Consider the following 18329-nt stretch of genomic DNA (forward strand, 5'->3'; position numbering starts at 1 on the left):
TGTTCTCCCGGGTTTGAGCGAAAGGCGGAGGCTGGTCAGCACCGAAGCAGATGGAGGCTGAAGCCCTCGGCCGGGCCGGACCAGTGCTGGACCGGCTCCCAGCCGCTCTCGGTGGCCAGGGCCTTGAAGGCCTCGGGGGTGTACTTGTGCGAGGTGTCGGTGCGGATGCTGTCACCCAGCGCGAAGGTGAGCGTGTGGCCGGCGATGCGTACCGTGGTGGGCGCCCGCGCCACGAGGTGGGCTTCGACCCGGAAGGGGTCGTCGCAAATCCGGACCGCGTGCCGGAAGGCGTCGAGGTCGAAATCCGTGCCCAGTTCGCGGTTCATCCGCGCCAGGACGTTCCGGTGAAAGGCCGCCATGAGTCCGTCCGCCCCGCCATAGGCGGCGTGCAGGACCTCCGGTTCGATGGTTGGATCGGCTCCGACCAGGAACAGGCATGAACCCAGGGCCGCGCGGGCACGGGCCAGGAACGCGCTCGCCTCCCGAGGCGAGAAATTGCCGATGCTGGTGCCGGGAAAAAAGGCCAGCACCGGCCCGCCGGTCTCCGGCAAGGGGAGGCTGAACGGAGCCGTATAATCCGCGCAGACCGCCCGCATGGCCACTTGCGGGTAATCCGGGGCCAAGCGTCGGATCGCGTCCGCGAGATAGTCGCCGGAGATGTCGACGGCGACGTAGGCGGCGGGTGCGGTCAGGGCGTCGAGAAGCGTGCGGATCTTACGGCTGGCACCGCTGCCGAATTCTACCACCGTTGCGCCGGACCCGACCAGGGCCGCCACTTCGGCCGCCACCTCAGGCAGGAGCCCCATCTCGCGTCGGGTGGGATAGTAAGCGGCGCTGTGACAGATGCGGTCGAACAGCTCGGACCCGGTTTCGTCCCAGAGGTACTTACCGGGCAGGGTGCGGGGACGCCCCTTCAGGCCCTCCAGGGCATCGTGGAGGAACCCGGCGTCCCTGGTCATCTCGACCTGCGGAGCGTCCGCCATCCTCAACTCCGCGTCGCCGTGAGGATCACGAGGGCGAGGCGCTCGGCCTCCGCATAGGCGGGATCGTCGAGCTCTTCGCCGTATTCGTCGGGATCGAACTCCCGATAGGTCCAGGTCAGGCCGGCCTCCGCGCAGAGGGCTCCTGCCGCGTCGCGGAAGGGATCGGCTCCCTCCACGATCGCGGACCCGGTGAACAGAACGAGGCTGCCGCCGGGCGCCAACCGCTCGCGGGCCGCCTCGATGACGGAGAGGGAAAGCCCGGCGCCGAGGGGCCCTCCGCCGTGGCGATAGGCCCGCGCGCTTTGGTCGATCATGAAGGGCGGGTTCGAGACGATGAGATCGAAGCGGCCTTCGATGGCCCGCAGCATATCGCTCTGCTGAAGGCTGACATTCGCCACCCCGGCCGACCGGGCATTCACGGCTGCTGCGCGCAGGGCCGCCGGGTTGATGTCGACCAGAACGACCTCGGCGTCCGGCAGGCGCTTGGCGACGCAGATTCCCGCCGCTCCCGAGCCGCAGCCGATATCCACGGCCCGGCGCACGGGCGTGGTTCTGGTCTGGAGATGCTCCAGCACCGCACCCACGAAGCGCAGGGTATCGGGCCCGAAGAAGACGGCGTCCGCTGCACTCGGTGGATAGGCCGAGTGGAGGAACAGTTCCTGATCCAGGCTCGAGAGCCGGACGGTCGATCGCAGCCCTTCCGGACGCCGCGTCACCGCCTCCGCCCGCTGCAGGGCGTCCAGCAGGGTGGGCGGCAGGAGGTCGTCGGCGAAGGGGCGGCTCCACCCGAGCACGTCTCGCAGGGATTTCGCCTGACTGTTACCGGGCCGCCCATTCACCCGCGCGTGGGTCGCGGGTGTGACTGTCGTGAAGGTGTAGCCCGTGTCCCGGACCGCTTGCACGAGGGCGAGCAAACGCTCCGGATCGACATCCGGGAAGGGGGCGGCATGGGATTGCGTGACCATTCTCAGCGCTCCATGCCGTCGGCGACGAAGGCACCCTTGCGCAGGGCGGCCAGGACTTCCCACCCATCCCAGGCGGCGGGCTCGGATCGGCGTTGGAAGGGACAAGCCCAATCATCCGGAACGGCCCGGCCGCTGAACTGACGCGCCGCCGATTGCTCGCCATGTTGGGCCAGCATGGGGTTGGGTGAGCCGGCGAATGCCTCGTCGCGCGCGACGATGCTGTCCCGCAGGCGATCGTAGCGCCCTTCCGCTCGAAGGCGCTGGAATTGGTCGTGTAGGTTGAACACCAGAGCCGGGGCCGCGAAGCGTCGGGCCGGTCGGCTGGCGGCCGGATGAAGGCCCACGATGAAGAAGCCCTCACCGCCGAGACTCACCGAGAAGTGCGGATCCTCCGGGTCCTCGGCGACGCGCGGATCGTGGGGCTGTCCAAGCCGGCCGTCCCGATCCGCCAGCGACTGCAGTCGAGCCCAGAGGGCGGCCTCGAATTCGTCCTCCGTGCCCGGAGCCTCACCGCTGAACACAACCGCGAAGCTCCGGAACAGGTCCGGCGCTTGCCGATAGCGGCAGATGAAGGCGAGGAGCGCGGCGTAGATGCGGGCATCGTCCGAAGCGGTGTCGACGCCCTTCGCCACGATGACGGTCATGCCCCCCCGCGACAGGGCCGATTTCGCGCCGACACAGGGAAAAGGGCGATGGCGTATGAACTCCCGGAAGCGCTCTGCCAGCGGGTGAGCCGTGTCGTCGGGCGGAAGCAGCATAGAAACTCGAGGTTTGAAACGACAAAGAATCGCTGCGGAGCGATTGTCACCGAATCCAACGGCGCGGATCGCGCCGTCCTCGTACGTTCGCACCGTGACCGGCGATCCGGAGATACATCCGCAGCGCTAGGTGAAGGTCGGCGGATAGCCTCGTGTTCCGTCGAAAAGCGGTGGGATGCTCTCAGAGGATTCGTTGCGACCTATCGTGAGCGTCCGCTCACCACAGGGAAAACTCGGTCGCGAAATCCGTGCGCTTCAGGCGCTCACAGGTTTGGGGCTCTGTTCCGCAATCGACGCGGGGGCGCAGGGCCAAAGTACCGTCCGGCGCCGTCTCGAATCGCAGGCGCACAGCCGGGTCGTCCGCCTTGGTGTAGACGAGACCGACCTCGAAGCGAACGAAATCGAAGCGGTCGCGGTCGGCGTAGACGATGAGATCGCGCGATACGGATTCACCCGGATTGAGATCGGATGGCTCGCTACCGGCCTCCGTGGCGCCCGCGAACAGGCGGCTCTCGCGCAGGATCGCCTCCCCGGGACCATCGAAGGCGTAGGCGCGCGCGGTGGTGGTGCGATCCGGGGCCGGTCCCATCGCCGAAAGCGCCGCGCCAGCGGTCTCCCCGAAGCGAACCCGTACCCCGGTGACGTTGTAGACGAGGCCGAGCACGCGCACGCCGGTCTGGCCGACGTTCCTGCGCGTTACGGTGGAACGGATGGCCACGTGCCGGTCGCGCTCGCCCGCCCGCACCAGGCTCGTCGTCACCGAGACGGCGGGCGGTTCCAGGGCCGGCTTGATTCGGGCCTCATAGATGAAGGTGTAGACCGCCCAGGCGCCGGCCCCGAGGATCGCCAGGGTCTGCACCAGAGCGTTGGCACGTTCCAGGCGGTCGCCGCGCCGCAATTGGGTCTCGTCAGCATCGTGCTTCGGCATGCCCGGTCGCGGCCCCCACGTTGGGGCGGCAAGCCCGATGGAATGCCGTTGGTTCCGCTGGTCCCGATCCGACGTCGAGAAGCGATCCGCGGCGATCGCGTCGAGAGATGTCCGAAGCCTCGACCGGGCCTCACCCCTGAACGGTGACACGGCGTTGCGGAGGACAGCCCCCGGGGGGTCTCGCAGATCATCTCCGCCTTCGATGAAGCCGAGCGCGAAGGCGTCGACTTCTCTCGAATCCTGCAATCTCGGCTTCGGTCTCCGGTCTTTCGATCGTTTCGGTCTGGGCGTGACGGTCATTCCCGCTCCGCATCGCTTGCTTGCTGCAGCACGATGATCCCATCGACCGCGAGACGGCACGCTTGGGTTGGCGACGTCGAGAGGATGAGGGGACTTCGGCGATCAGGTGAACGAAAAACGCCGGAGCCACTCGCGAGGCCCCGGCGTTTCTGCATCGTCCTGGGAGCCGGGCGCATGGCCCGGCCCGCGCGCTCTCAGAGCGAGTAGTACATCGTGAACTCGACCGGGTGCGGGGTCATCTCGTAGCGCATCACCTCGGTCATCTTCAGCTCGATGAACGAGTCGATCTGATCGTCGGTGAAGACGTTGCCGGCCTTGAGGAAGGCGCGGTCGCGGTCGAGGTTCTGCAGGGCTTCACGCAGGCTACCGCAGACGGTCGGGATCTTCTTCAACTCGCGCGGGGGCAGGTCGTAGAGATCCTTGTCCATGGCCGGGCCCGGATCGATCTTGTTGATGATGCCGTCGAGGCCGGCCATCAGCAGGGCCGAGAAGGCGAGGTAGGGGTTCGCCATCGGATCGGGGAAGCGGACCTCGACGCGCTTGGCCTTCGGGTTCGTCGTCCACGGGATGCGGCAGGAGGCCGAGCGGTTGCGCGCCGAGTAGGCGAGCAGCACGGGAGCCTCATAGCCCGGCACCAGGCGCTTGTAGGAGTTGGTGGAGGGGTTCGTGAAGGCGTTGAGCGCCTTGGCGTGCTTGATGATCCCGCCGATGTACCAGAGGCACTCCTGGCTCAGATCCGCGTACTTGTCGCCGGCGAAGAGCGGCTTGCCGTCCTTCCAGATCGACTGGTGCACATGCATGCCCGAGCCGTTGTCGCCGTAGACGGGCTTCGGCATGAACGTCGCGGTCTTGCCGTAGCTCTGGGCGACCTGGTGGATGCAGTACTTGTAGATCTGCATGTGGTCGGCGAGCAGCGTCAGCGTGTCGAACTTCATGCCGAGTTCGTGCTGGGCGGACGCCACCTCGTGGTGGTGCTTCTCGACCTTCACGCCCATGGACTGCATGGCGGCCAGCATCTCGCCGCGCATGTCCTGTGCCGAATCCTGCGGCGGCACGGGGAAGTAGCCGCCCTTGGTGGCGACGCGGTGGCCGAGGTTGCCGCCCTCGTAGTCGGTGAAGCCGTTGGTCGGCAACTCGGTGGAATCGAGCTGGAAGCCGGTGTGGTAGGGGTCGGCGCCGAACTTCACGTCGTCGAACACGAAGAACTCGGCCTCGGGGCCGACGAAGATGGTGTCGCCGATGCCCGTGGACTTGAGGAAGGCCTCGGCCAGCTTGGCGGTGCCGCGCGGGTCGCGGCTGTAGGGCGCGCCCGTCGACGGCTCGAGCACGTCACAGACGATCGACATCGTGGAGGCCGAGAAGAACGGGTCCATGCAGGCGGTCGCCGGATCCGGCATCAGCAGCATGTCGGATTCGTTGATGGCCTTCCAGCCGGCGATCGACGAGCCGTCGAACATCGTGCCTTCGGAGAACATCTCATCGTCGATGAGCGAGACGTCGAACGTGACGTGCTGCCACTTGCCGCGCGGGTCCGTGAACCGAAGGTCGACGTACTTGACGTCGTTGTCCCGAATTTCCTTCAGGACGTCGGCTGCAGTCTTGGCCATCCTTGGGGTCTCCTTTTGGTCGCGGCCTTCGGCCACGGTTTTGCCGCGGCGCGCGCGAGGCGAGCCACGGTGGGAAGGGTGCACGTGTCCTTAGCGCAAAACGAGGTGACGCATATGACGCGGCCTTGTCCGATCGCGATCGATCAGATCGCGTCGGTGCCGGTCTCGCCCGTGCGGATGCGGATCGCTTCCTCGATCGTCGAGACGAAGATCTTGCCGTCGCCGATGCGGCCGGTCTGGGCCGACTTGCGGATCGCCTCCACGGCGCCCTCGACCAGGGCGTCCGACAGCACGATCTCGAGCTTCACCTTGGGCAGGAAATCGACGACGTACTCGGCGCCCCGGTAGAGCTCCGTATGGCCCTTCTGGCGTCCGAAGCCCTTCGCCTCGATCACGGTGATGCCCTGGAGGCCGACCTCCTGAAGGGCTTCCTTCACCTCGTCCAGTTTGAAAGGCTTGATGATCGCTTCGATCTTCTTCATGCCGGGCGGGCCTGACCTCGATGCTGCTTGACCTACCGTTGGTATCATCGCCGTCCGGGCTTCGCCACGCCGTTTTGTCCGGAGACGGCGGAAAACTGCACAACGAACATGCACATGCCGCAAATCGTGTGGGCGGATGCCGAGCCGGAGACGGGTTCGCCGGGCCCCGCCAGCCATCCCAGAAGGAAGATCCGATGACGACGCTGCGCCTGCTCACCGTGGAGGCGATGCGCCGGGTCGACGCCGCCGCCATCGCGGGCGGAACGCCCGGCCGCGTCCTGATGGAGCGAGCCGGCGCGGCAGTGGCGGCGCGGGCACGCGCCCTCGTGCCGGACGACACCCGCATCGTCGTGCTGTGCGGCCCCGGGAACAATGGCGGCGACGGCTACGTCGCCGCGCGCCTCCTCGCGGACGCGGGTGTCTCCGTCGATGTCGTCGCCCTCGCCCCTGTCGAGGCCCTGGCCGGTGATGCGGCCGATGCGGCGGCCGGCTGGTCCGGGCCGGTCGGAACCCTGTCGGGGCTCGGCGATCCGAGGGAGTACGGACTGGTGATCGACGCGCTCTTCGGAGCCGGCCTCGCCCGCGACCTCGAACCAGAGGTGGCGGACCTCGCGACGCGCCTCGCGGAATCGGGCTGCCCGGTCCTCGCCGTGGATGTTCCGAGCGGCATCGACGGTGATACCGGCGCGGTGCGCGGCTCGGCCGTGCGCGCGACCGAGACCGTCACCTTCGTGGCCCTGAAGCCGGGACACCTGCTCCAACCGGGAAGAGCCCATTGCGGCGCGCTCCACCTGGCCGGGATCGGCACCGGCGACGCCGATCTCGCGGCCGGACTCGCGGAAGGTCACCCTCTCTGGCGCAACGATCCGGGCCTCTGGGGCAGCGCCTTTCCGCGCCTGACCGCCGCAAGCCACAAGTACACGCGTGGCCATGCCGTGGTGCTCTCGGGGCCCGCGACCCGGACCGGAGCGGCGCGCATGGCGGCGCGCGGAGCGCTCCGGGTCGGCGCCGGACTTGTCACGCTGGTCTCGCCCACATCCGCCCTGGCCGAGAACGCGGTGCACTGCACCGCGATCATGCTGCGCGCCTGCGACAGCGCCGACGACCTCGACGACCTCCTCGTGGACGAGCGCCTCAATGTGGTCCTGGCGGGGCCCGGCCTCGGCATCGGCGCACAGACACGCGACCTCGTGGCCGTGGCGGCTGCCGCCGGGCGTACGCTCGTCCTCGATGCGGACGCGCTCACGAGTTTCAAGGGACAGGCTCGTCTCCTTGCCGCCCACCTCGCGGACGGGGAATCCCGGGCCGTGCTCACGCCGCACGAGGGCGAGTTCGTCCGCCTGTTCGAGGGTACGGACGCAGCGGATCCGGAGATCGGCAAGCTGGACCGGGCCCGCCGTGCCGCCGCCATCGCCGGTGCCGTGGTTGTCCTCAAGGGCGCCGACACCGTGATCGCCGCCCCCGATGGACGCGCCGCGATCAACGATCACGGCACCCCCTATCTCGGCACGGCCGGCGCGGGAGACGTTCTCGCCGGCCTCGTTGCGGGATTGCTCGCCCAGGGCATGGCGCCGTTCGAGGCGGCCTGCGCTGCGGTCTGGCTGCATGGGGATGCGGGCCTGCGCCACGGGCCGGGCCTCATCGCCGAGGATCTGCCGGAGCTGATGCCGGCGGTGCTGCGGGCGCTGCTCGATGCCTAGCGGCCGCTCTGCCGAACCGGATGCCGGTTCGACGTGAGGCAGCGCAGGGATCAAAGGCTCGGAGATGCGTCCCGCGGCAACCCGAGCGGGAGCGGCGCTAAGTCACCTCGAACATCGTCCACAGCCCGGTGTCGAAACGCTCCAGCACCGTCGAGCTCAGGAGCCAGCGCCCGGGATTATCGGCCTTGAAGGCGATCCGGGCGGTCCGCCCTTCAAGCAACTGGAACGTATCGAGCCAGTAGGGCTCCCAGCCGTCGTCCAGAGGGTGGAGCAGGCGGAAGGAATGGCCGTGCAGGTGGAGGGCCTGCGGGAAGGCGGTCTCGTTCCGGATTGCCAGCACCACGACCTGACCGCGCTTGACCGAGAAGAGCGGGGCGAGGCCGGCTGTGCCGCTGGCGCCGTTCACCGCCCAGATTCGGGCCGGGTCGCCGGCATAGGTGGGCTCGGCTGCCGGCTTATCCTTGTCGATGCGGGCCCCGCCCGTGAGGGTGATGTCGCGCCGGACGGCATTCTGCAGCTTCACCTCCGCCGGCAGCAGGCGGTTCTCGCCGATCTTGGTGATCGGCGCCCGCGCCGGGGAAACCGGTTCGCCGGAGACGGCGAGGGTCGCCAGCGACAGGCCGTTGCCGATCAGCGCGGTGATCGTTCCCGTGGCGCCGGCCTCGGTGGGCATGTCGAGCATCAGGTCGTAACGGGTGCCGGGCGGAAAGGGCAGGGTGGCGCGCAGCGGCTCGAAGGTATCCGTGGGCTGCCCGTCCACCGCAAGGACATAGACCTTCACGCCGTCGAAGCGGATGCGTGTACCCCGCGCGTTGCAGGCATTGCCGAGGCGCAGGCGCAGACGGCTGCCCGGCCGGGCGGAGATCGTCGCCGGCACGGGCCGCCCGTTCAGGGTCACGAGGCTGCCGAGGCGACCGGAACTCGCCGCGAAGGCCGCCTGTCCGAAGGACAACAGGCTCCCGTCGTCGTTGAGCCGCCAATCCTGCATGAGCAGGGTGAGATCCTGATCCACGGCCGGCGGAGCGGTCTCCTCGACGACCAGGGTCCCCGCGAGGCCGCGCCCCGACGGCTCGCTCGAACCACCCACCACGAGCGCGCGAATCAGGTAGGTGCCGGCGTCTGGTGGCACGAAGGCGTAGGTGAAGTCGCCGCCCGGGGCGATCGGGGCCTGGGTGACGCCCCCGACACCGTCCATCGGGTTCTGGTTGCGCACCCCATGCCAGTGCAGGCTCAACGGCTTGTCGGTGCGGTTCTCCACCTTCAGCCGGACCGTCTCGCCGAGCTTGATCCGCACCACGGGGGGGAGCCCCTTGCCGTCGAAGGACCACACCGGGGTCGGCGTGGCAGGTTCGGGCTTCAGGGGATTCGCGCCGGGGGCCGCCGTCAGGGTTCGGGCCTGGATCGCATCGCGCGGCGCTTCCGGAGGCGCTGGCGTGGCGCGGCTGCCCTGGGCCATCGCATCGCGGACCGTCAGGGCCAGTGCGGCCACGCCCCCGATGAGGGTACGGCGCGTGGCCGAGGCGGGATCGTTCGTCATCGGCGATCGGGCTATCGGCATGGAACCTCGAGTGACGGGGGCCGGGGACAGGGCGCAAACGCCACCGCGCGACGCTTGTAGAATGCAGCTCCGGCGGATTCCAAATCGACATTCCGGACGCGACAGGGTCGCCGGGGCGATCCGGATCGCCCCCTGACTTTTTTTGATGCGGCCCGTTGCGCCCGTGCTATACGACCGCGCTCTGGCGGCGGAATGCGCGCTGGGCGTAGGCGCTTGCGGGCGTGGCGGAACTGGTAGACGCGCTGGATTTAGGTTCCAGTGTCGCAAGACGTGGGGGTTCGAGCCCCTCCGCCCGCACCAGTCCCCGCCGTCGGGAACGGATTGGCTCACAGCGATGGCCGCCCGGCCCGCCGTAGGGTGTCCGCCCTTCAACGGCGCGAGGTCCTGCCGCCGGCCTCGTTCCGGTTTCAGCGACCGGACCGCGAGGGGCCGAACGAATTCACGCGATCACACGGACGACAGCGGAAAGACGACCATGCAGGTGACCGAGACACTCTCCCAGGGGCTGAAGCGCGAGTTTCAGGTCCTGCTCGCCGCGAACGAGCTGGAGGAGCGCCTGACGAGCGAGCTGTCCACCCTGAAGGACAAGGCCCAGATCAAGGGTTTCCGCCCCGGCAAGGTGCCGGTCGCCCACCTGCGCAAGCTCTACGGCCGCTCCGTGATGGCCGACGTGCTGCAGAACGCGGTCAACGAGGCCAACCAGAAGATCGTCACCGAGAACAACCTCAAGCTCGCCCTTGAGCCGAAGATCGAGTTCCCCGGCGAGCAGTCCATCGTCGAGCGGGCGCTGGATTCGAAGGCCGACGTCTCCTTCAACGTCGCCCTGGAGGTGCTGCCGACCTTCGAACTCGCGGACCTCTCGGATGTCAGCCTGACGAAGCAGGTCGCCAAGCCTTCCGACGAGGAAGTGGACGAGGCCATCACGCGCATGGCTTCCTCGAACCGCGCGTTCTCGCCGCGTGACGAGGGCGCGGCGGCCGAGACCGGCGACCGCGTCACCATCGACTTCGTGGGCCGTATCGACGGCACCGAGTTCGAGGGCGGCAAGGGCGAAGGCGTCGACCTGGAGCTCGGTTCCGGTTCGTTCATCCCGGGCTTCGAGGACCAGCTCGTGGGCGCCAAGGTCGGCGAGCAGCGGGTCGTCAAGACCACCTTCCCGGAGGCCTACGGCGCCGAGCAGCTTGCCGGAAAGGACGCCGAGTTCGACGTGACCGTGACGGCGATCCAGGCGCCCGGCGAGACCAAGATCGACGACGAGCTCGCCAAGGGCTTCGGCATGGAATCCCTCGATAAGCTCAAGGAGGCGGTTTCCAACGCCATCGGCGGCGACTTCGAGGCGCAGTCCCGTCGCAAGCTGAAGAAGGACCTCCTCGACGCCCTCGACACCAAGTACGCCTTCGAGCTGCCCCCGAGCCTCGTGCACCAGGAATTCGCCGCCGTCTGGGCCCAGGTCGAGCAGGATCTGAAGACCCGGGGCAAGACCTTCGAGGACGAGGGGACCACCGAGGAGAAGGCGACGGCGGAGTACCGCAAAATCGCCGAGCGTCGCGTCCGCCTCGGCTTGGTGCTTGCGCAGGTCGGTGAGACCGCCGATATCAGGGTCTCGGACGACGAGGTGAACCAGGCGCTGATGGCTCGGGTGCGGCAGTTCCCCGGCCAGGAGCAGCAGGTCTGGGACTTCTACCGCAAGAACAACCAGGCGTTGGCCGAGCTGCGGGCGCCGATCTTCGAGGAAAAGGTCGTCGACCACGTCCTCGCCCAGGTGAAGCTGGTCGAGGAGCCCGTCTCGAAAGAGGCGCTGTTCGCCGACGAGGACGATACCTCGGAGACCGCCGATGCGAAGGGCGAGGCCGGGTCGACTTCGGACGGAACCGACGAGGCTCTGCCCGCCGTCGCCAAGGCTGACTGAGCCCGCGGCTCCCACGAGGGCGGCGGGCCGAGAGTAAGGCGGCGTTCACCGTCGCCGTAGTTCGCTGAAACGTCCGGTGCGCACCTGATTCGCGGTGCGGCCGGACCCCTTGTAGCTGGGGCACGTGATGATGAGAGATCCGGTCGACTATTATAACTCTGCGCTCGTGCCCATGGTGGTCGAGCAGTCGAGCCGCGGTGAGCGTGCCTTCGACATCTACTCGCGGCTGCTGCGCGAGCGCATTATCTTCCTCACGGGTCCGGTCGAGGATTACGGGGCGTCGCTGATCGTGGCGCAGCTCCTTTTTCTCGAGGCCGAGAACCCGAAGAAGGAAATCTCCTTCTACATCAATTCGCCGGGTGGCGTCGTGACCTCCGGCCTGTCGATCTACGACACCATGCAGTTCATCCGCTGCCCCGTCACCACGCTCTGCGTGGGCCAGGCTGCGTCGATGGGTTCGCTGCTCCTCACGGCCGGTGAGCCGGGCCACCGCTTCGCTCTGCCGAACGCCCGGATCATGGTGCACCAGCCCTCGGGCGGGTTCCAGGGTCAGGCCACCGACATCCTGATCCATGCCCGCGAGATCGAGGCGCTGAAGAAGCGCCTGAACGAGATCTACGTGAAGCATACCGGCCGCGACTACGACACCATCGTGCAGGCGCTGGAGCGCGACAACTTCATGACGGCCGATGCCGCCAAGGAGTTCGGGCTCATCGACGAGGTGATCCAGAAGCGGCCCGAGCCCGCCGCTGCCTGAGAGCGCGCCCCGGGTCGTCCGGCCCGGCGCGTCGTTTCGAGGCGGGCGCTTTTGGCAGGGCCCGCCTTGATCCCGCCGCGGCCGCATGCTTGCATCGCCAGTCTGATCGAAGCTGGCAGATGCGCGCAGGTGACTGTTTCTTTAGGCGGACGCCATTAAATTCGAAGGATGCGTGTGCGCCCCGGACCGGCGCCATGCCCGCGAACGGAGACCGATATGAGCAAGACTGGCGGCAACGACTCGAAGAGCACGCTGTACTGCTCGTTTTGCGGCAAGAGCCAGCACGAGGTCCGCAAGCTGATCGCGGGCCCGACGGTGTTCATCTGCGACGAGTGTGTCGAACTGTGCATGGACATCATCCGCGAGGAGTCGAAGTCCTCCCTGGTGAAGTCGCGCGATGGGGTGCCGACCCCGAAGGAAATCCGCCGCGTCCTCGATGACTACGTCATCGGTCAGGATTTTGCGAAGAAGGTCCTCTCGGTCGCGGTCCACAACCACTACAAGCGTCTCGCCCACGCCTCGAAGCACAACGACGTCGAGCTCGCGAAGTCGAACATCATGCTGATCGGACCTACCGGCTCCGGCAAGACGCTCCTCGCGCAGACGCTCGCCCGCATCCTCGACGTGCCGTTCACGATGGCGGATGCGACGACGCTGACCGAAGCCGGCTACGTCGGTGAGGATGTCGAGAACATCATCCTCAAGCTGCTCCAGGCCTCCGACTACAACGTCGAGCGGGCGCAGCGCGGCATCGTCTACATCGACGAGATCGATAAGATCTCGCGGAAATCCGACAATCCGTCGATCACCCGCGACGTGTCGGGCGAGGGTGTGCAGCAGGCGCTCCTGAAGATCATGGAGGGCACGGTCGCGAGTGTCCCGCCGCAGGGTGGCCGCAAGCACCCGCAGCAGGAGTTCCTGCAGGTCGACACGACGAACATCCTGTTCATCTGTGGCGGCGCCTTCGCGGGCCTGGAGCGGATCATCTCGGCGCGCGGCAAGGGCACCTCGATCGGCTTCGGCGCGACCGTGCAGGCCCCGGACGACCGCCGCACCGGCGAGATCTTCCGCAACGTCGAGCCCGAGGATCTGCTGAAGTTCGGCCTCATCCCCGAGTTCGTCGGCCGTCTGCCCGTGCTGGCGACCCTTGAGGATCTCGACGAGACCGCGCTGAAGCGCATCCTGCAGGAGCCGAAGAACGCCCTGGTGAAGCAGTACCAGCGCCTCTTCGAGATGGAGAACGTCGACCTGACCTTCCAGGAGGAGGCGCTCTCCATGGTGGCCCGCAAGGCCATCGAGCGGAAGACCGGCGCCCGCGGTCTGCGCTCCATCCTGGAGACGATCCTGCTGGAGACGATGTACGATCTGCCCGGCCTGGAGTCGGTCGAGCAGGTGGTGATCGGTCCCGAAGTCGTCGATGGCAAGTCACGCCCGCTCTACATCCATGGTGACCGTAACAAGGAAGCCCCCGCCAGCGTCAGCGCCTGAGGTTGACCTTTGGGTCAACGGCCAAGTCTGAGCGGTTCCACGGGGCGGATGCTTGAAAACATCCGCCCCGATTTCCATCTCAGGATCAGCGCGATGGCCGCACGCTCCCTCTTCGAGGTGCGGTGTCCCGCCACCAGCCGCATCCTGAGACGATCACCCGACACTGCTTCCGACCCCCTCGCGGCCCGGTCGGCCCCTGGCAGATTGCTTGCTCCATGCGAGGAGCAGATGCCCGGCGTCCATCATGAGGAAGTCCGATATGACTCAATCGAAATCGCGCCAGCCCGTTGTTCCGGGCTCGACGGGCTCCTACGCCGTCCTCCCTCTGCGCGACATTGTCGTATTCCCGCACATCATCGTCCCGCTCTTCGTCGGTCGCGAGAAATCGATCCGCGCCCTTGAGGAAGCCGTCCGCACCGACCGGCACATCCTGCTGGCGACGCAGATCAACGCCAGCGAGGACGATCCCTCGACGGATGCGATCTACAAGATCGGCACCCTGGCGAGCGTGCTCCAGCTCCTGAAGCTCCCCGATGGCACCGTGAAGGTGCTGGTCGAGGGTGCGGGGCGGGCCAAGATCACGAGCTTCACGAAGTCCGACACCTACTACGAGGCCGAGGCCGAGACCCTTACCGACGAGCTCGGTGACAGCGTCGAGGCGGAGGCTCTCGCCCGCTCGGTCATCGCCGAGTTCGAGAACTACGTGAAGCTCAACAAGAAGATCTCCCCCGAGGTCGTCTCGGCGGTGACCCAGATCGACGAGCCCTCGAAGCTCGCCGACACCGTGGGCTCGCACCTCGCCGTCAAGATCGCCGACAAGCAGGCGATCCTCGAGATCCCCACAGTGGCGCAGCGCCTCGAGCGCGTGCTGTCGCTGATGGAGAGTGAGATCTCCGTGCTGCAGGTGGAAAAGCGCATCCGGACCCGCGTCAAGCGGCAGATGGAGAAGACCCAGCGCGAGTACTACCTCAACGAGCAGATGAAGGCGATCCAGAAGGAGCTGGGCGACTCCGAGGACGGCAAGGACGAACTGGCCGAGCTCGAGGAGAAAATCGAGAAGACCAAGTTCACCAAGGAGGCCCGCGACAAGGCGGTGGCGGAGCTGAAGAAGCTGCGCCAGATGTCGCCGATGTCGGCGGAAGCCACCGTGGTGCGCAACTACCTCGACTGGATGCTCGGCATTCCGTGGGGCAAGCGCTCGAAGATCAAGAAGGATCTGCTGGGCGCCCAGGTCATGCTCGACGAGGACCATTTCGGCCTCGACAAGGTGAAGGAGCGGATCGTCGAGTACCTCGCGGTGCAGCAGCGCGCGAACAAGCTCACGGGCCCAATCCTCTGCCTCGTTGGTCCCCCTGGCGTCGGCAAGACCTCGCTCGGCAAGTCCATCGCGAAGGCGACGGGTCGCGAGTTCGTGCGCATGTCGCTCGGCGGCGTGCGTGACGAGGCCGAGATCCGCGGTCACCGTCGGACCTATATCGGTTCGATGCCCGGCAAGATCGTTCAGTCGATGCGCAAGGCGAAGACCTCGAACCCGCTCATCCTGCTCGACGAGATCGACAAGATGGGCATGGACTTCCGGGGCGACCCCTCGGCAGCCCTGTTGGAGGTCCTCGATCCGGAGCAGAACGCCACGTTCAACGACCACTACCTGGAGGTGGATTACGACCTCTCGAACGTGATGTTCGTCACCACCGCCAACACGCTGAACATCCCTGCACCCTTGATGGACCGCATGGAGGTGATCCGCATCGCCGGCTATACCGAGGAAGAGAAGCTCGAGATCGCGCGCAAGCACCTGATCCCGGGCGCCGTGAAGAAGCACGGTCTCGATTCCAAGGAGTGGCAGATCGACGATGCCGGCCTGCTGATGCTCATCCGCCGCTACACGCGGGAGGCGGGCGTCCGCAACCTGGAGCGCGAGATCTCCAACCTGATCCGCAAGGCCGTGAAGGAGATCCTCATCACCAAGGTGAAGGCCGTCAGCGTCACCGAGGAGAACCTGCCGGTCTTCCTCGGTGCTCCGAAGTTCCGCTACGGCGAGATCGACGAGGAGGATCAGGTCGGTGTGGTCACGGGTCTGGCCTGGACCGAGGTCGGCGGCGAGTTGCTGACGATCGAGGGCGTCATGATGCCCGGCAAGGGCAAGATGACGGTCACGGGCAACCTGCGCGACGTGATGAAGGAATCGATCTCCGCTGCAGCAAGCTACGTCCGCTCGCGGGCCGTCGATTTCGGCATCGAGCCGCCGCTGTTCGAGCGTCGGGATATCCACGTCCACGTTCCCGAGGGGGCGACTCCGAAGGACGGTCCGTCCGCCGGCATCGGCATGGCGACCGCGATCATCTCGACGCTGACGGGCATTCCGGTGCGCCGCGACGTGGCGATGACGGGCGAGGTCACCTTGCGCGGCCGCGTGCTGCCGATCGGTGGTCTGAAGGAGAAGCTGCTCGCTGCGCTCCGCGGTGGGATCAAGACGGTCCTCATCCCCGAGGAGAACGCCAAGGACATCGCCGAGGTGCCCGACAGCGTGAAGAACGGGTTGGAGATCATCCCGGTCTCGCGGATGGATCAGGTGCTGCAGCACGCCCTGACCCGTGTGCCCGACGCGATCGAGTGGGAGGAGCCGGCACCGCCGGTGCGCCCGGTCATCGCCGAGGATGACTCCGCCACGGTCGTTGCCCACTAAGGGCCACGGAATCCACACCGTCAAAGGGCCCCGGCGGCGACGCCGGGGCCCTTTTTCGTCCGCAACGTAGACTCGCAGAAAGCGATTTGCGGGACGCGAAGGGGTTGCGCGCTGTCATCAGCTTCCGTTACGAAGCGGCGCGTCGGGCGGTTAGCTCAGTTGGTAGAGCGTCTCCTTTACACGGAGAGGGTCGGGGGTTCGAGTCCCTCACCGCCCACCATCCTTCCCGAGCGTCGCGCGGTCCGAAGTGACGCGGCGACCCGGTCCGTCGGAGAAGGAGCCCCGTGATGGATGACGTCGTGATGGAGTCGATGCCGGCGAGGGGGTTCCCATCGCCCTGGATCGTCGTTGAACAGGCCAACAGCTTCCGGATCGAGGATGCGAGCGGTCTCGCGATCGCCTGGACCTCTTTCGCGCCGGCTGCGGACCCTGGCATGAAGACCGAGTCCCTGACCCGCGACGAGGCGCATCGGATCGCCAAGGCCATCGCCATGGTCCCGGAGATGCGGACCGTCATCCAATCGTTGCAGGAGGGCCTCGCCGAGGCTGAGGATGGGCCGGAAGGCTGACCGCGAGCGACGGCCCATCGGGAATCTCGGATGTCGGACACCGCGAGGCACCGCCGCGTCTCACGCGTATGTCGCGATGCTTCGGGTGCCTACCGGATCTCTCGGGAACTAGGCGTCAGCCTCCGGCCATGACCAGGGCCCAGAAACGCTTGTAGCGGTTGCCCGGGGCATCGACGCGGGCGATGCCGATCCGCCGGAGCTGCGGGATCAACATATTCTTGTTGTGTTCGGGCGAGACTTTCCAGCGTGCCAGAACCTCGTCGAAGGTCGCCGAGCCGGCGCTGAGGTTTTCCGCCGCGTAAGTGCGGCCGGCCCCCGCATCCGCCATGCGAGCTCCGAAGGTCCCGCCAATCTCGTGGCTGAGGCGGCCGGCCTTCGCGTTCGATGCGGCCTGGTAGGAGGCCGCGCGAATCAGGCTCGCGTCGATCGTGACCGGTCCGAGCCCATGCTGCGCACGGTAGCGCGAGATCGCGGCGGCAGCGGCCTGTTCGTCGAGGATCACGAGCTGGGTCGGTGCCTCGGAGACGAGGAGATTCGGAGAGCCGCAACCCGCCAGCATCAGCAGGACCGACAGGCTTGCCAGATGCACGCCAAGGGTGCTCGGGCGCGGAAAACGGGCGCGAAGGTCGTGTAGGGACGGCATCGTTCTGTCTCGACCTTGCGGCAGATGCTGGGGCTCTGAGCCCTTCTCGACCTGATGCGGCGAAAACGCGGCGCATCTCGGTGTCGGAGGCAGGGCGCAGCGGGCTGTGTCCCCCTGGACACGTCCGGACAAGGCCAGGAATTCGCCGTGATGCGGCGAGGCGTTTGTATCGGATACCGGAGGGGGCTCGTTGCTTACCGCCGGGAGCGAGCGCCATGAACGGCGCTCAGCGTCATCGGCCTTGCGGCTGCATCGATTGACTGGAATGTTCGGGATGGCGCGGGCGACGGGACTCGAACCCGCGACCTCCGGCGTGACAGGCCGGCACTCTAACCGACTGAGCTACGCCCGCATCATTCATTCGGCAGTCTGGACGTGGCGCGGGCGACGGGACTCGAACCCGCGACCTCCGGCGTGACAGGCCGGCACTCTAACCAACTGAGCTACGCCCGCTTGACGTCCCGCCCCGTTTCCGGCGGTGTCGGCGGTTTATGGTCACCGCCCTGGGCTGTCAAGCAACCCGGCTCCGCATTCGCAGAGAAATCCGTGCAGTGAAAACCGTCGGGGCGCCGCTCGCGCCGGTGCGGCGGGGGAGGGGCTGGCTCGCCGGGCATTGAAACCGCGTCGCTTTTCTGTCATAGGGCCCTCGCGTTGAACCGCCCGGCCGATCGGGCTGCCGTGGCGGTTCGTGCTGCTCCATCAGAAGCATCAACCGAGCGCATCCCTTCGATCCGATCCGGATCGGAGTTTGTGCGCGTTCAGGAGAGCCAAATGCCCAAGCTGAAAACCAAGTCGGGCGCCAAGAAGCGCTTCAAGATCACCGGCACCGGCAAGGTCATGTACGCCCAGGCCGGCAAGCGCCACGGGATGATCAAGCGGACGACGAAGCAGATCCGCAACCTGCGCGGCACCACCACCCTGTTCGAGGGCGATGCTGCCAACGTGAAGAAGTATTTCCTGCCCAACAGCCGGTAATCCTTCACGACGCCGACACTG

General features: G+C 67.1%; 15 protein-coding genes and 4 tRNA genes. 9 read left to right on the forward strand and 10 right to left on the reverse strand.

The genetic code is table 11. The features are described from left to right. Positions 1 to 35: 35 nt before the first annotated feature. The 6 genes from egtD to OF380_RS13390 form a co-directional block, all read right to left on the reverse strand. On the reverse strand, positions 36 to 983 hold the full coding sequence (gene egtD / locus OF380_RS13365; RefSeq protein WP_264051128.1) for an L-histidine N(alpha)-methyltransferase: 948 nt from the start codon (positions 981 to 983) through the stop codon (positions 36 to 38). A 2-nt stretch (positions 984 to 985) separates the two neighbouring features. Continuing rightward, complete coding sequence (locus tag OF380_RS13370) at positions 986 to 1948, reverse strand: class I SAM-dependent methyltransferase (protein ID WP_264051129.1); 963 nt, start codon at positions 1946 to 1948, stop codon at positions 986 to 988. A 2-nt stretch (positions 1949 to 1950) separates the two neighbouring features. Next, positions 1951 to 2706 (reverse strand): guanitoxin biosynthesis heme-dependent pre-guanitoxin N-hydroxylase GntA, encoded by a 756-nt coding sequence (gene gntA / locus OF380_RS13375; protein WP_264051130.1) that lies wholly within the window; start codon positions 2704 to 2706, stop codon positions 1951 to 1953. A gap of 217 nt (positions 2707 to 2923) precedes the next feature. Then, on the reverse strand, positions 2924 to 3634 hold the full coding sequence (locus OF380_RS13380; RefSeq protein ID WP_264051131.1) for a hypothetical protein: 711 nt from the start codon (positions 3632 to 3634) through the stop codon (positions 2924 to 2926). 494 nt (positions 3635 to 4128) lie between these two features. Then, positions 4129 to 5541, reverse strand: a complete 1413-nt coding sequence (gene glnA, locus OF380_RS13385; protein WP_264051132.1) for a type I glutamate--ammonia ligase — start codon at positions 5539 to 5541, stop codon at positions 4129 to 4131. A gap of 143 nt (positions 5542 to 5684) precedes the next feature. Further along, positions 5685 to 6023, reverse strand: coding sequence for a P-II family nitrogen regulator (locus OF380_RS13390; protein ID WP_003600526.1), 339 nt, complete (start codon positions 6021 to 6023; stop codon positions 5685 to 5687). 194 nt (positions 6024 to 6217) lie between these two features. On the opposite strand from OF380_RS13390, the gene OF380_RS13395 reads away from it, so the two are divergent. Beyond that, a complete protein-coding gene (locus OF380_RS13395) occupies positions 6218 to 7723 on the forward strand; it encodes an NAD(P)H-hydrate dehydratase (protein ID WP_264051133.1) in 1506 nt (501 codons plus the stop codon). 97 nt (positions 7724 to 7820) lie between these two features. Here the strand turns inward: OF380_RS13395 and OF380_RS13400 are convergent, their stop codons facing one another. After that, positions 7821 to 9281, reverse strand: coding sequence for a multicopper oxidase family protein (locus OF380_RS13400; protein ID WP_404810585.1), 1461 nt, complete (start codon positions 9279 to 9281; stop codon positions 7821 to 7823). A 215-nt stretch (positions 9282 to 9496) separates the two neighbouring features. Between OF380_RS13400 and OF380_RS13405 the strand changes: the two genes are divergently transcribed. The 7 genes from OF380_RS13405 (at position 9497) to OF380_RS13435 (ending at position 16690) form a co-directional block, all read left to right on the forward strand. Beyond that, a tRNA-Leu gene (locus tag OF380_RS13405) sits at positions 9497 to 9581 on the forward strand. A gap of 175 nt (positions 9582 to 9756) precedes the next feature. After that, a complete protein-coding gene (gene tig / locus OF380_RS13410) occupies positions 9757 to 11190 on the forward strand; it encodes a trigger factor (protein ID WP_264051135.1) in 1434 nt (477 codons plus the stop codon). A gap of 130 nt (positions 11191 to 11320) precedes the next feature. Then, a complete protein-coding gene (locus OF380_RS13415) occupies positions 11321 to 11947 on the forward strand; it encodes an ATP-dependent Clp protease proteolytic subunit (protein ID WP_026176059.1) in 627 nt (208 codons plus the stop codon). Between the two features lie 216 nt (positions 11948 to 12163). Continuing rightward, positions 12164 to 13435, forward strand: a complete 1272-nt coding sequence (gene clpX, locus OF380_RS13420) for an ATP-dependent Clp protease ATP-binding subunit ClpX (protein WP_264051136.1) — start codon at positions 12164 to 12166, stop codon at positions 13433 to 13435. A 259-nt stretch (positions 13436 to 13694) separates the two neighbouring features. Continuing rightward, positions 13695 to 16121, forward strand: coding sequence for an endopeptidase La (gene lon / locus OF380_RS13425; RefSeq protein ID WP_264051137.1), 2427 nt, complete (start codon positions 13695 to 13697; stop codon positions 16119 to 16121). Between the two features lie 144 nt (positions 16122 to 16265). After that, positions 16266 to 16341: transfer RNA gene (locus OF380_RS13430), tRNA-Val, on the forward strand. A gap of 67 nt (positions 16342 to 16408) precedes the next feature. Beyond that, on the forward strand, positions 16409 to 16690 hold the full coding sequence (locus OF380_RS13435) for a hypothetical protein (RefSeq protein WP_264051139.1): 282 nt from the start codon (positions 16409 to 16411) through the stop codon (positions 16688 to 16690). A gap of 115 nt (positions 16691 to 16805) precedes the next feature. Here the strand turns inward: OF380_RS13435 and OF380_RS13440 are convergent, their stop codons facing one another. The 3 genes from OF380_RS13440 to OF380_RS13450 form a co-directional block, all read right to left on the reverse strand. Next, a complete protein-coding gene (locus OF380_RS13440) occupies positions 16806 to 17249 on the reverse strand; it encodes a CAP domain-containing protein (RefSeq protein ID WP_264051317.1) in 444 nt (147 codons plus the stop codon). 359 nt (positions 17250 to 17608) lie between these two features. Continuing rightward, a tRNA-Asp gene (locus OF380_RS13445) sits at positions 17609 to 17685 on the reverse strand. Positions 17686 to 17709: 24 nt separating this feature from the next. Continuing rightward, positions 17710 to 17786, reverse strand: a tRNA-Asp gene (locus OF380_RS13450). Positions 17787 to 18104: 318 nt separating this feature from the next. Between OF380_RS13450 and rpmI the strand changes: the two genes are divergently transcribed. After that, complete coding sequence (rpmI, locus tag OF380_RS13455) at positions 18105 to 18308, forward strand: 50S ribosomal protein L35 (protein ID WP_018044555.1); 204 nt, start codon at positions 18105 to 18107, stop codon at positions 18306 to 18308. The last annotated feature ends 21 nt before the right edge of the window (positions 18309 to 18329 follow it).

The organism is Methylobacterium sp. FF17 (assembly GCF_025813715.1).
GTDB classification, from domain to species: Bacteria; Pseudomonadota; Alphaproteobacteria; order Rhizobiales; family Beijerinckiaceae; genus Methylobacterium; species Methylobacterium flocculans.

Bases quoted from the DNA above. Each gene is read 5' to 3' on its own strand.
- egtD (WP_264051128.1), bottom strand. From the start codon at position 983: ATGGCGGACGCTCCGCAGGTCGAGATGACCAGGGACGCCGGGTTCCTC.
- OF380_RS13370 (WP_264051129.1), bottom strand. From the start codon at position 1,948: ATGGTCACGCAATCCCATGCCGCCCCCTTCCCGGATGTCGATCCGGAG.
- gntA (WP_264051130.1), bottom strand. From the start codon at position 2,706: ATGCTGCTTCCGCCCGACGACACGGCTCACCCGCTGGCAGAGCGCTTC.
- OF380_RS13380 (WP_264051131.1), bottom strand. From the start codon at position 3,634: ATGCCGAAGCACGATGCTGACGAGACCCAATTGCGGCGCGGCGACCGC.
- glnA (WP_264051132.1), bottom strand. From the start codon at position 5,541: ATGGCCAAGACTGCAGCCGACGTCCTGAAGGAAATTCGGGACAACGAC.
- OF380_RS13390 (WP_003600526.1), bottom strand. From the start codon at position 6,023: ATGAAGAAGATCGAAGCGATCATCAAGCCTTTCAAACTGGACGAGGTG.
- OF380_RS13395 (WP_264051133.1), top strand. From the start codon at position 6,218: ATGACGACGCTGCGCCTGCTCACCGTGGAGGCGATGCGCCGGGTCGAC.
- OF380_RS13400 (WP_404810585.1), bottom strand. From the start codon at position 9,281: ATGCCGATAGCCCGATCGCCGATGACGAACGATCCCGCCTCGGCCACG.
- tig (WP_264051135.1), top strand. From the start codon at position 9,757: ATGCAGGTGACCGAGACACTCTCCCAGGGGCTGAAGCGCGAGTTTCAG.
- OF380_RS13415 (WP_026176059.1), top strand. From the start codon at position 11,321: ATGAGAGATCCGGTCGACTATTATAACTCTGCGCTCGTGCCCATGGTG.
- clpX (WP_264051136.1), top strand. From the start codon at position 12,164: ATGAGCAAGACTGGCGGCAACGACTCGAAGAGCACGCTGTACTGCTCG.
- lon (WP_264051137.1), top strand. From the start codon at position 13,695: ATGACTCAATCGAAATCGCGCCAGCCCGTTGTTCCGGGCTCGACGGGC.
- OF380_RS13435 (WP_264051139.1), top strand. From the start codon at position 16,409: ATGGATGACGTCGTGATGGAGTCGATGCCGGCGAGGGGGTTCCCATCG.
- OF380_RS13440 (WP_264051317.1), bottom strand. From the start codon at position 17,249: ATGCTGGCGGGTTGCGGCTCTCCGAATCTCCTCGTCTCCGAGGCACCG.
- rpmI (WP_018044555.1), top strand. From the start codon at position 18,105: ATGCCCAAGCTGAAAACCAAGTCGGGCGCCAAGAAGCGCTTCAAGATC.